Annotated in this window: 9 protein-coding genes; 6 read left to right on the top strand and 3 right to left on the bottom strand. The window is 72.9% G+C overall.

Annotated elements, in window-relative coordinates; genetic code table 11:
* Nucleotides 1-99: 99 nt before the first annotated feature.
* Complete coding sequence (locus tag OGH68_RS01670; protein ID WP_264249855.1) at nucleotides 100-1,167, bottom strand: enoyl-CoA hydratase/isomerase family protein; 1,068 nt, start codon at nucleotides 1,165-1,167, stop codon at nucleotides 100-102.
* A 152-nt stretch (nucleotides 1,168-1,319) separates the two neighbouring features.
* Here OGH68_RS01670 and OGH68_RS01665 point away from each other — a divergent pair, with 152 nt between their 5' ends.
* The gene (locus OGH68_RS01665; RefSeq protein ID WP_264241452.1) at nucleotides 1,320-2,483 is read left to right on the top strand and encodes a serine hydrolase domain-containing protein; all 1,164 of its coding nucleotides are present in this window, start codon (nucleotides 1,320-1,322) and stop codon (nucleotides 2,481-2,483) included.
* 91 nt (nucleotides 2,484-2,574) lie between these two features.
* The gene (locus OGH68_RS01660; RefSeq protein ID WP_264241451.1) at nucleotides 2,575-3,753 is read left to right on the top strand and encodes an acyl-CoA dehydrogenase family protein; all 1,179 of its coding nucleotides are present in this window, start codon (nucleotides 2,575-2,577) and stop codon (nucleotides 3,751-3,753) included.
* A gap of 123 nt (nucleotides 3,754-3,876) precedes the next feature.
* On the opposite strand, the gene OGH68_RS01655 is transcribed toward OGH68_RS01660, so the two are convergent.
* Both OGH68_RS01655 and OGH68_RS01650 read right to left on the bottom strand, forming a co-directional pair.
* Nucleotides 3,877-5,175, bottom strand: coding sequence for a MalY/PatB family protein (locus tag OGH68_RS01655; RefSeq protein WP_264241450.1), 1,299 nt, complete (start codon nucleotides 5,173-5,175; stop codon nucleotides 3,877-3,879).
* Nucleotides 5,169-5,372, bottom strand: coding sequence for a hypothetical protein (locus OGH68_RS01650; RefSeq protein ID WP_264241449.1), 204 nt, complete (start codon nucleotides 5,370-5,372; stop codon nucleotides 5,169-5,171). Before OGH68_RS01650 ends, OGH68_RS01655 begins: the two co-directional genes overlap by 7 nt.
* Before the next feature lie 412 nt (nucleotides 5,373-5,784).
* Between OGH68_RS01650 and OGH68_RS01645 the strand changes: the two genes are divergently transcribed.
* The 4 genes from OGH68_RS01645 (at nucleotide 5,785) to OGH68_RS01630 (ending at nucleotide 11,681) form a co-directional block, all read left to right on the top strand.
* Nucleotides 5,785-6,483: a GNAT family N-acetyltransferase gene (locus OGH68_RS01645; protein ID WP_264241448.1), complete on the top strand. Its 699-nt coding sequence runs from the start codon at nucleotides 5,785-5,787 to the stop codon at nucleotides 6,481-6,483.
* Between the two features lie 325 nt (nucleotides 6,484-6,808).
* Nucleotides 6,809-7,765: an oxygenase MpaB family protein gene (locus OGH68_RS01640; protein WP_264241447.1), complete on the top strand. Its 957-nt coding sequence runs from the start codon at nucleotides 6,809-6,811 to the stop codon at nucleotides 7,763-7,765.
* Nucleotides 7,747-10,074 carry a serine/threonine-protein kinase gene (locus OGH68_RS01635; RefSeq protein WP_264241446.1) on the top strand — a complete coding sequence of 776 codons (2,328 nt, stop codon included), beginning with the start codon at nucleotides 7,747-7,749 and terminating at the stop codon, nucleotides 10,072-10,074. The genes OGH68_RS01640 and OGH68_RS01635 overlap by 19 nt, the downstream gene beginning before the upstream one ends.
* A gap of 74 nt (nucleotides 10,075-10,148) precedes the next feature.
* Nucleotides 10,149-11,681, top strand: a complete 1,533-nt coding sequence (locus tag OGH68_RS01630; RefSeq protein ID WP_264241445.1) for a phytoene desaturase family protein — start codon at nucleotides 10,149-10,151, stop codon at nucleotides 11,679-11,681.
* The last annotated feature ends 18 nt before the right edge of the window (nucleotides 11,682-11,699 follow it).

The following is an 11,699-nucleotide window of genomic DNA, read 5'->3' as shown; positions in this document are numbered from 1 at the left end:
CGTTCGGGCGGGGCCGGGTTCGGTCCGGGGCCCGGCCGCGCTCCGGTGTGGCCCGGTGTGGCCCGGTTCGGCGCTCCCGGGCCGAACCTCGGCCTGCCGTTACGCCAGCCCGAGGCCCGGCTCTCCCTCCGGGAGTGGGGCGAAGTGGGCCGTCACGTCCGCCTCGGTGACCGCTTCGAGCCGCGCCGGCGACCACCGGGGCCTGCGGTCCTTGTCGACGACCTGCGCGCGGATGCCCTCGACGAGATCCGGCGAGGACAGCGCGGCACACGAGACGCGGAACTCCTGCTCGAGGACGGCCTCCAGGGAGCCCAGCGCCCGCGCCCGGCGGATCGCGGCGAGCGTCACCTTCACGGACGTGGGGGACCGGGTCAGGATCGTCTCCGCGGCCTCCTTGGCCGCCGGCTCCCCGCAGGAGGACAGGCGCTCGACGATCTCCTCCGCCGAGCCGGCGGCGTAGCAGTGGTCGATCCAGCCGCGGTGGGCGGCCAGTTCCGCCTCGGGCGCGGGAGCCTGGTGGCGCCGTACCGCGTCGGCCGCGGTTACCGAGGCGAGCGACGCCGCGAGGCCGGCGAGCCGTTCGGACGGCACGAAGTGGTCGGCGAGGCCGAGCAGGAGCGCGTCCCCCGCACCGACCGCCGCGCCGGTGAGCGCCAGGTGGGTCCCCAGTTCACCGGGTGCCCGCGCCAGCAGGTGGGTGCCGCCCACGTCCGGTACGAAGCCGATCCCGGTCTCCGGCATGGCGACCCTGGAGCGTTCGGTGACGATCCGGACGCTGCCGTGGGCGGACACCCCGACGCCGCCGCCCATCACGATGCCGTCCATGAGGGCGACGTACGGCTTCGGGTAGCGGGCGATACGGGCGTTGAGCCGGTACTCGTCGCGCCAGAAGGCCGCCGACGCGCGCCCGCCGGCGCGCGCGTCGTCGTGGATGGCGCGGATGTCGCCCCCGGCGCAGAGCCCGCGCTCACCGGCCCCGGCGACGACCACCACGTCGACGGCGTCGTCGTGCTCCCAGGCGTCGAGCGCCGCGTAGACGGCGCGCACCATCGGGTGGGTGAGCGCGTTGATGGCCCGGGGGCGGTTGAGCGTGAGGTACCCGGTGCGCCCCTCGGTGCGCAGCAGTACGGCGTCGTCGTTCGGCGGTGCGGAGCCGTCGGGGGCCATCGCTTCGTCCTTCCGGGATCGGGATCTTGCCATGCCGTTCCATCCTCGCTCACGGGTGAGCGGACGCCATACGCCCCCTTCTCTTCCGGTCCGACCAGTCGGTATGTTCCCCGGAAGGTGAGGCGGTGCGGGACGAGACGACGGAGATCGGTATGGCGGAGCGACCCATCGGCATCGAAGGCCACTGCGACGAGCGGTTCTCGGCGGTGCGCGCCGCGTTCGAGGAGAACTTCCGTGAGCGGGGGGAGCTCGGCGCCGCAGTGACCGTGCTCGCCGACGGCGAGAAGGTCGTGGACCTGTGGGGCGGCTGGGCGGACGCGGCCCGGACGCGGCCGTGGCAGCGCGACACGACGGTCAACGTCTGGTCCACGACGAAGGGTCCGACCGCGCTCTGCGCCCATGTGCTCGCCGACCGCGGGCTTCTCGACCTGGACGCGCCGGTCGCCGCGTACTGGCCCGAGTTCGCCGCGGAGGGCAAGAAGGCCGTCCTGGTGCGCCATCTGCTCTCCCATCGAGCCGGCCTGGCGGGACTGCGCGAACCCCACTCGCTCGACGAGCTGTACGACTGGGAGCTGACCTGCGCACGGTTGGCGGCCACGGAGCCGTGGTGGGAGCCGGGCACCCGGTCCGGGTACCACGCGATCACCTACGGCCACCTGGTCGGCGAGGTCGTGCGCCGGGTGAGCGGACAACTGCCGGGCGAGTTCCTGCGGCAGGAGATCACCGGACCGCTCGGCATCGACTTCACGATCGGCCTCCCGGGGACCGAGGCCGGGCGGGTGGCCGAGCTGGTGCGCCCGGCCCGGCGGAGCAGCGAACAGGTGGCCGCCTTCGCCCGGTTGCCGCCCGTCGCACTCGCCGCCCTGATCAACCCGGTCACCGACGCGGACGCCGCCAACTCCGCCGCGTGGCGGGCCGCCGAGATCCCCGCCGCGAACGGCCACGGCACCGCCCGCGCGGTCGCCGCGCTGTACGGCGTCCTCGCCGGCCGGGGGAGGCTCGACGGGCGCCGTGTGCTGACGGAGCGGGCGGCGGAGCGCGTACGCGAAGGGCAGGGCGCCTGCCGCGACCTCGTCGTCGGGGCCGGGTTCGCGCAGGACACGGAGGCCGGTCTCGGCCTCTGGCTGAGCGGCGGGAACGGCTCGTACGGGCCCAACCCGAGGGCGGTCGGCCACGACGGCTTCGGCGGCTCGTGCGGGCTCGCCGACCCCGAGGGCGGCATCTCCCTGGGGTACGTGATGAACCGGATGGGCCCGCACATCGCCGACGACCCGCGCAAGATGGCCCTCGTCGACGCCGTGTACGCCTCGCGGTAGCGGACGCCGCACGGCCCTTCCGAATTATTGCAACACGTTCTACTGTGTGCGCCGCCGCGCAAGGGACGGACCGCGAGAGCCTGGAGGGGTCGTGCACCTTCGATACACGCCGCAGCAGGAGCAGTTGCGCGCCGAACTGCGCACCTACTTCGCGAAACTCGTCCCCGACAACGCCTATGCCCGGTTCGCCGAACCGGCCGCCCGGAAACGCTTCTACCGCGAGACGATCCGCCGCCTCGGCTCCGACGGCTGGCTCGGGGTCGGCTGGCCCGAACAGTACGGCGGCCGGGGGCTCACCCCGATGGAACAGTTCATCTTCTTCGACGAGGCCGCCCAGGCCGGTGTGCCCCTGCCGCTGATGGCACTCAACACGGTCGGCCCGACGATCATGCAGTTCGGCACCGACGAGCAGAAGGCGTACTTCCTGCCGAAGATCCTCTCCGGCGAGATCGACTTCGCCATCGGCTACAGCGAACCCGACGCGGGCACCGACCTCGCCGCCCTCAGGACGCGTGCCGTACGGGAAGGGGACACGTACGTCGTCAACGGGCAGAAGATCTGGACCACCAACGGCGACACCGCCGACTGGGTCTGGCTCGCGGTGCGCACCGATCCGAACGCCCCGCCCCACAAGGGCATCACCATGCTCCTCGTACCGACGTCCGACCCCGGCTACTCGTGCACCCTCATCAACACCCTCGCCTCCCACGACACGACCGCGAGCCACTACGAGAACGTCCGCGTCCCCGTCTCGCGCCGGGTCGGCGAGGAGAACAAGGGCTGGCGGCTGATCACCAACCAGCTCAACCACGAACGGGTCACCCTCGCCGCCCACGGCACCATGGCGATCCGCGCCCTGCGCGACGTCCAGCGCTGGGCCGCCGACACGAAACTCGCCGACGGCCGCCGGGTCATCGACCTCGGCTGGGTGCGCGGCCGGCTCGCCCGCACCCACAGCCGGCTCGACGCGATGAAACTGCTCAACTGGCAGATGGTGAACGCCGTCCAGGACGGCACCCTCACCCCGCAGGACGCCTCGGCCGTCAAGGTCTACGGCTCCGAGGCCAGGCGCGACGCCTACGCCTGGCTGATGGAGGTCGTCGGCGCGGCGGGCCCGCTGAAGGAGGGCTCGGCCGGGTCCGTTCTCGGCGGCGAACTGGAACGCGGCTACCGCTCCGCCGTCATCTTCACCTTCGGAGGCGGCAACAACGAGATCCAGCGCGAGATCATCTCCTGGATCGGACTGGGGATGCCGCGGGTACGCCGCTGACACGCTGCGACGCGCTCTACGGACACCTCGGCTTCGACGTGCGCGAGCGGGTGAGACCTTCCGGCGGTTACGGGCGCGCCGTGAGGAAGCCTCTTGTGAGACCGGCACGGAGCGCTGAAGCAGTCACGACCGTCCCGGCGAGCGGGGGCCGTGCGACCGGCCGGTGTGATCGGTGACCGTGCGTCCCATTCGGGTAATGGCCTCGGTGAGTACGGCCTGGGAGGTGGCGAAGTTCAGGCGGACGTGCCCGGCTCCCCCCGTCCCGAAGATGTGACCGGACGAGAGCGCCACCCTGGCGTGGTCCAGGAAGAGTCGTGCGGGGCCGGCCAGGTCGGTGACAACCGCGAGCTCTGTCGTTGCCTCCTCCGGGCCGAGCCCGAGGGACCGGCAGTCGAGCCAGGCCAGGTGGGTCCCCTCCGGCCTGGCGTACCCGACGCCCGGCAGGTGCTCGGCGACGAGTTCACCCAGCAGAGCCCTGTTCGCGTCGAGCCCGGCCAGCAGTGCGTCGAGCCATGCGTCCCCCTCACGGAAGGCTGCCGTGTGGGCGATCACGCCCAGATAGCTGGCGCCGTGGTGGACCTCCTCGGGCATCCTGCGCAGATCAGGGGCCGCTCGAGGCCCTGCGACGGCGAGTGCCGCCTTGATCCCGGCGAGGTTCCAGCCCTTGGTCGCCGACATGAGCGAGAACGCGTCCTCGGACCCGGGCACGCTCAGATACGGCGTGAACCGGGCGCCCCGCAGCACGAGCGGGGCGTGGATCTCATCGGCGACGACACGGATCTTGTAGCGGCGAGCCAGCTCCGCCACGGCGGAGAGCTCATCGGCGGTGTGCACGGTGCCGGTCGGATTGTGCGGGTTGCTGAGAAGGTAGGCGATCTTGCCCTGGCCGGTCTCCCGGCGGACGCGCCGGAACGTGTCCTCGAGCACCTCCGGGTCGATCCGCAGGTTCTCTCCGAGCGGCGCCTCGACGATCCGGCGGTCGTCATGGGTGATGAAGGCGTAGAACGGCGCGTACACCGGGGAGTTGACGACGACCGGGTCGCCCGGTTCGGTGATGAGTCGCAGCACCTGGACGGCGCCCGTCATCACGTCGGGGATGACGGCGACTCGGTCGATCGCCGCGCCGTCCCAGTTCCACCGCCGCCGTGCGAAGCCGGCCAGCGACTCGGCGAACTCGGTCCCGGCGGGATACCCGGTGTCACCTGCCTCGATGGCCTCGTGCAGGGCATCGGCGACCGCCGGCGCGAGCGGGACATCCATCTCCGCCACCCACAACGGCAGGACGTCCGCCGGATGCGTGCGCCATTTCATGCTCCGCCGTCGACGCAACTGGTCGAGCGAGAGCATCTCAAGCGGGTTGTCCTGGTTCCCGGCCCCGTTGCCCGAGGCGTCGCGCCGTCCCGTACTGGTCATCTTCAGCATTCGACCACCATCTCGGTCTCCACACACGCACCGAACGGCGCGGAGGTCACACCGAGTGCGATACGGGCGTGACGTCCACGGTCACCGAGTTCCTCGAGCACCGACTCCGTGGTGGGAAGCCGACCGGAGGCGAAGAGCGGCTCGCCGGTGCGGAGGGGGCGCTCGAACAATGGCGGCGCCGACGTCGGCTGATTCATGGAGGACCTCCATGGTCCAGAGGCAGGAATCGGCGGCTCGTAAGTCCGACCATCGAGCCAAGTACTCAGCACAGAGTTGCAAGCAAGTGCCAACCCAGCAAGGCTCCCCCGCCCCCTGCCTCGGCCCGACCGTCACCGTCCCGGCGTCGCTTCTGAGGGGTCATGGCGGCGGCCCCCTTCGACACCAGCGCCCTCTCGAGGCCTCCCACCAGGGAGCAGGAGCCCCGCCCGGCGCCCCGCACGGACCCCGGTTCCCCGGGCGGCGGGAGAGCCCACCATCCGGCGCGGCTACACTGCGACCGCGAGGAGATGACAGCTCGGACCGCCGCCCGCCTCAACGACGTCACGGTCTCTTGGACAGGACACGGCCACCGCTGACTTCACGTGCCCCCTACACGAGAGGCGAACGACGATGGCCGACCGCGACGCCGTGGTACTCGACGATCCGGTGCGGCAGTCACTGCGAGGCCACCACGCGCACCTGGCCCGGCGGCTCGGCCGGGCGGCTGTCTATCTGCCGGAGGTCGCCACCTTCTCCTCGGTGCCCGCCGACCCGGGAGCGGCAGGGTGGGCCGATCTGGCCCGGTTGCTCGGCCGCGGAGCGTTCGCCGACATGTTCAGCAGTCCGGCGACCCCGCCACCGGACTGGGAACCGGTCTTCACACTCGAGGGTTTCCAGATGACCGGCCCCGCCGAGTGCCGCCCCGGACACGCCCAGGCAGAGACACGCGTTGCCGAACTGGGCCCCGACGACGTTCCCGAGATGCTCGACCTCGTCGCACGGACCCAGCCCGGACCGTTCTGGCCCCGGACCCACGAACTCGGCACCTACCTGGGCATCCGCGAGAACGGCACCCTCGTCGCCATGGCCGGCGAACGGCTCCGTCCACCGGGATGGACCGAGATCAGCGCCGTGTGCACCGCCCCCGAGGCACGTGGACGAGGCCACGCCACCCGCCTGATACGCGCACTGACCGCACGGATCACAGCCCGGAACGAACGTCCGGTCCTGCACGTGGCCGCGGCCAACACGGGTGCCGTCGCAATGTACGAGCGGCTCGGCTTCGAGGTCCGCAAGCACGTGACCTTCCGCGGATTCCGGACGCCGTGAAGGCCCCTCGGGCCCGGGAGCGTGCTGAGCGGACCGGGCGGCCGCACACGGCGTAGAGACCCGGCGGACGAACGAGGCACACCCACCACACTTTGCGCAGGAACACCCCCGCCCGCGGTGTTCCGCCCACCCCCGCCGCCGGTCCGGCCCTCTCGTCGCGCTGCCGGAACTCCGGGGCTTCCAGCCGTGCGTGGTGGGTAGGACCAAGCACGAGGCGTCTCGAGGCGTCTCGAGGCGTACCGGTGTGCCGAGCGGTTCTGTATGCGGAGGGGTGTGGCACGGATGCCAGGCGGCGGACTTGCAGACCGGAAGCGTGCTGGGTGACATGAACGCTCCGTGGGCCCACCTGAGCCCGAAGGACGACGCCGACCCGGGACTGTTCGGGCCCGGCTCCGTGACCTGGAACATCCACGGCGACCCGGTCATGTGGATCGCGGGCGTACGCGCCCTCTACCTGCAGGCGCTCCATCCGCGTGCCGTCCGCGGCGTCATGCAGAACTCGGACTTCCGCCAGGACGCCTGGGGCCGGCTGATGCGCACCGCGGACTTCGTCGGCACCATCACGTACGGCACCACCGGCGCCGCCGAGAAGGCGGGCGCCCGCGTCCGCCGCATCCACTCCCGCCTGAAGGCCACCGACCCGGACACCGGCGAACGGTACGGCGTGGACGAGCCCGGCCTGCTGCTGTGGGTGCACTGCGCGGAGGTCGCCTCCTACCTGGAGGTGGCCCGCCGCTCCGGGCTTCCGCTCGACGACGAACTCGCCGACCGCTACCTGGACGAGCAGCGTCGGGCCGCCCGCCTGGTCGGCCTCGATCCGGCGGACGTGCCCGCCACCACCGGGCAGCTGGCCGCCTACTTCGAGCGCGTACGGCCGCGGCTCGCCGCCGGCCCGGAAGCCCGCGACGTCGACGACTTCCTGCGCCGGCCCCCCGTCGCACCCGCGCTGGTCCCCGCCCGCGCACTGCTGTGGGGACCGGTCGCGGCGCTCGCGTACGACACCCTGCCGTCCTACGCGCACGGGCTGTACGGCAGAACCGCACCGCCACCGGACCGGGTGACACGGCGCCTGACCGCCACGGCCGACCTGCTGCGCTGCGTACCTTCCCGTATACGCTGGCGGCTGCCTCCCGGTCACATCCGGCAAGCGATCGCCCGGCTCGGGCCCGCAACACGCCCGGCCCCGTACAAACTGCGCAGGCGGGCCGCCATACTGGACCGGCCGGGGAGGGCGCAGCACAGCGACGGGGGCGACAGCACGCGATGGCGGAAACCAGGCTGATCCAGGGCCGGTACCGACTGCTCGATCTCATCGGGCGAGGCGGTATGGGCGAGGTGTGGCGGGCCCGCGACGAATCTCTCGGACGGCATGTGGCCGTCAAGTGCCTCAAGCCGATCGGATCGCAGCCCGACCGGTCCTTCACCGGGGTCCTGCGGGAACGCTTCCGCCGCGAGGCCCGCGTCGCCGCGGCGCTCCAGCACCGCGGCGTGACCGTGGTCCACGACTTCGGCGAGCACGAGGGCGTGCTGTACCTGGTGATGGAGCTGCTCGAGGGCCGCAACCTCAGCCAGCTGCTCGACGACAACAAGCAGCGCCCGCTGCCGGTCGCCGACGTCGTCGACATCGCCGACCAGATCGCCGACGCCCTCGACTACACCCACGAACGGGGCATCGTGCACCGTGATCTGAAGCCCGCGAACATCATGCGGCTCACCGGCGGCGGGGTGAAGATCTGCGACTTCGGAATAGCGCGCCTCGGCGAGGACATCGGCTTCACGTCCAAGCTCACCGGCACGGGCATCGCCATGGGCACGCCGCACTACATGTCGCCCGAACAGATCGCCGGCGGCCAGGTCGACCACCGCAGTGACCTGTACTCGCTGGGCTGCGTGCTCTACGAACTGGCCACCGGCGCTCCGCCCTTCGACGTCGGCGACACCTGGTCCATCCTCGTCGGCCACCGGGACACGGCCCCCCGGCCGCTGCGCGAACACCGTGACGAGATCCCCGAGTTCCTCGACCTGATGGTGCTCGACCTGCTCGCCAAGACACCCGAGGAACGGCCCGGAGCCGCGGGCGACCTGAGGCACCGCATCCACGCCGCGGGCCATGTGCGCCACCGGCCGGCCGTGGTGCCCCTGCAGCGCGACCCCGTGCCGGACGCGGCACGCGGGACCGCCCTGCCGTACTGGACGCGCGGGATGACCGTCGGCCACCGGGCGACCGGCGCCGTCGCCGCCGGTCCGGTGCCGCCCGGCCTCGACCACACGGCGGCGCTGACCGGGCAGTGGACCACCCGCCCCGCACCGCACGGGGACGTCCCGGCCCCTGCCGCGCACCAGGCGGTTCCGGCGTCCGCCGCGCACCAGGCGGTGGGGGCGTCGGCCGCGCACCAGGCGGTTGCGGCGTCCGCCGGCTCCGAGCGGACCACCCCGCCGCCCGAGCTGCTCGCCGTACTCGACACCCGGCACAACGCGGGCCTGAGCCTCGGGCGCCTGGGCCGCTGGGACGAGGCGGGCGAGGTGCACCGCGCGGTGGCCGCCGACCGGGAGACGCTGCTGGGCCCCGACCATCCCGACACGCTCTCCAGCCGCTACGAGGTCGCCTTCAGCCTCAGCCGCACCGGCCGCGCCACGGACGCGCTCGCGGAGTTCGGCCATGTCGCGACCGGCCGGGAGCGGGCGCTGGGCCCCGACCACCCCGACACGCTCGCCGCCCGCCAGGAGACCGCCTATGTGCTGGGCGGCCTCGGCCGGTACACCGAGGCCGACCGGGTGTACGCGGCCGTCCTCGAGTCCCGCGAGCGCACCATGGGCCCCGACCATCCCGACACCCTGCGCTGCCGCCACAACCTCGCCTTCAACCTGGGCCGCATGGGACGCGTCGAGGAGTCGCACCGGATCGCCGAGGACGTCGCACAGGCCCGCGCCCGGGTGCTCGGCCCCGACCACCCCGACACGCTCGTCACCCGCTACGAGGCGGCCCACGCGCTCGGGCAGCTGGGCCGCTGGTTGGACGCGCTGACCGCCTACCAGGACGTGGCGGCAGCACGGGCCCAGGCACTGGGCCCCGACCACCCGGACACCCTCGCCGCCCGCTACGAGACCGGTATCTGCCTCGGCCGGCTCGGCCGCGGCGCCGAGGCCCTCGACGTCTACCGCGGCCTCGTCGCCGACCGCACCCGTACAGCCGGCCCGGACGACCCGGAGACCCTGCGCGCCCGCCACGGCCTCGGCGTCAACCTCGGCCGGCTCGGCCGCTGGGACGAGGCGCTGGCCGAGGCGCGCGAGGTGAGCGCCCTGCGTGAGCAGGTGCTCGGCCCCGACCACCCCGAGGCCCTGGTGAGCCTGCGGGAGGTGGCTGTGGCACTCGGCTGGCTGGCCCGCTGGTCCGACGCCATGGGCGTGTACGAGCAGGTGGCGCGCGCCCGCGAGCGGGTGCTGGGCCCCGACCACCCCGACACCCTGTCCAGCCGCAACGACGAGGCGCACTGCCTGGAACAGCTCGGGCGCCACGCGGAGGCCGTCGAGCTGTACCGGCAGGTCGCCGCGCTGCGCCGGACCGTGGCGGAGCAGACGCCCGGCGGTTAGACGGCGTGGCCGGGTGCGGTGTTCGGGCCACGCGGGACCGGCACGATCCGACCCGGAGGCGTTAAGGTCCCGCCATGCCCGCACACGCCTCGTACGACGCCGTGATCGTGGGCGGCGGCCACAACGGTCTGGTCGCCGCCGCCTACCTGGCCCGCGCCGGCCGCTCCGTCCTGGTGCTGGAGCGCCGGGCGGACACCGGGGGAGCGGCCGTCTCCTCTCGCCCGTTCCCCGGCATGGACGCCCGGCTGTCCCGGTTCTCGTACCTGGTCTCGCTGCTGCCGGACAAGATCGTGCGCGATCTGGAGCTGGACTTCGCCGTACGCAAGCGGACCGTCTCCTCCTACACGCCGAGGGGCGGCGGCGGTCTCCTGGTGGGCGGTGGCCGCACCCGCGAGTCGTTCGCGGAACTCATCGGCGGCGACCGGGAGTACACGGCGTGGCAGGAGTTCTACGCGATCACCGGGCAGGTCGCCCGCCGGGTGTTCCCGACGCTGACCGGGCCGCTGCCCAACCGGGAGGAACTACGGGCCGTGGTCGGTGACGAGCAGGCCTGGCGGATGCTGTTCGAGGAGCCGATCGGCGCCGCGATCGAGCAGCGGTTCACCCACGACCTCGTTCGCGGCGTGGTGCTCACCGACGCGCTGATCGGTACGTTCGCCGACGCCCACGATCCGTCGCTGGTCCAGAACCGGTGCTTCCTCTACCACGTCATCGGCGGCGGCACCGGCGACTGGGACGTGCCGGTCGGCGGCATGGGCGCGCTCACCGGCGCGCTGGCCGCCTCCGCACGCAAGGCCGGGGCGGAGATCGCCGTCGAGCACGAGGTGCTCGCCGTCGGGACCGACGGCGAGAGGGCCGAGGTCGCCTTCCGCACCCCGACGGGCGAGGGTGCCGTCGGCGCCCGCCGGGTCCTGGTCAACGCCTCGCCGCAGGAACTGGCCGCGCTGCTCGGCGAACCGGCACCCGAGGCCGCGGAGGGCGCGCAGCTGAAGGTGAACATGCTGCTGCGCCGGCTGCCCCGGCTGCGGGACGTCTCCGTCGCTCCGAAGGACGCTTTCGCGGGGACGTTCCATGTCTCCGAGGGCTACGAACAGCTGGCCACCGCCTACCGGGAGGCTGCCGCCGGCCGGCTGCCGAGCGCCCCGCCGTCCGAGATCTACTGCCATTCGCTGACCGATCCCTCCATCCTGTCGCCGGAGCTCGCCGCCCAGGGCTGCCACACCCTGACGCTCTTCGGACTGCACACCCCGGCCCGGCTCTTCGCCGCCGACAACGACCGGGCGCGCGACGAGCTGCTGGCGGCGACGCTCGCCGAACTCGACGCGTATCTGGAGGAGCCGATCGCCGACTGCCTCGCGCTCGACGCGAACGGCGACCCGTGCATCGAGGCGAAGACACCGCTCGACCTGGAACGGGAACTGCGGCTGCCCGGCGGCCACATCTTCCACCGCGACCTGTCCTGTCCGTACGCCACGGAGGCCGGCGGCCGCTGGGGCGTGGAGACGGCGCACGCCAATGTGCTGCTGTGCGGAGCGGGCGCGGTGCGCGGCGGCGGGGTGAGCGGGGTGCCCGGCCACAACGCCGCGATGGCGGCGCTGGGCCGGTGACACCGAGGGCCCGTCGAC

This window comes from Streptomyces peucetius, assembly GCF_025854275.1.
GTDB lineage: Bacteria > Actinomycetota > Actinomycetes > Streptomycetales > Streptomycetaceae > Streptomyces > Streptomyces peucetius_A.
The sequence above is the reverse complement of the archived record's forward strand: the minus strand, read 5'-3'. Positions and strand labels throughout refer to the sequence as shown.

Bases quoted from the DNA above. Each gene is read 5' to 3' on its own strand.
- OGH68_RS01670 (WP_264249855.1), bottom strand. From the start codon at position 1,167: ATGGCCCCCGACGGCTCCGCACCGCCGAACGACGACGCCGTACTGCTG.
- OGH68_RS01665 (WP_264241452.1), top strand. From the start codon at position 1,320: ATGGCGGAGCGACCCATCGGCATCGAAGGCCACTGCGACGAGCGGTTC.
- OGH68_RS01655 (WP_264241450.1), bottom strand. From the start codon at position 5,175: ATGCTGAAGATGACCAGTACGGGACGGCGCGACGCCTCGGGCAACGGG.
- OGH68_RS01650 (WP_264241449.1), bottom strand. From the start codon at position 5,372: ATGAATCAGCCGACGTCGGCGCCGCCATTGTTCGAGCGCCCCCTCCGC.
- OGH68_RS01645 (WP_264241448.1), top strand. From the start codon at position 5,785: ATGGCCGACCGCGACGCCGTGGTACTCGACGATCCGGTGCGGCAGTCA.
- OGH68_RS01640 (WP_264241447.1), top strand. From the start codon at position 6,809: ATGAACGCTCCGTGGGCCCACCTGAGCCCGAAGGACGACGCCGACCCG.
- OGH68_RS01635 (WP_264241446.1), top strand. From the start codon at position 7,747: ATGGCGGAAACCAGGCTGATCCAGGGCCGGTACCGACTGCTCGATCTC.
- OGH68_RS01630 (WP_264241445.1), top strand. From the start codon at position 10,149: ATGCCCGCACACGCCTCGTACGACGCCGTGATCGTGGGCGGCGGCCAC.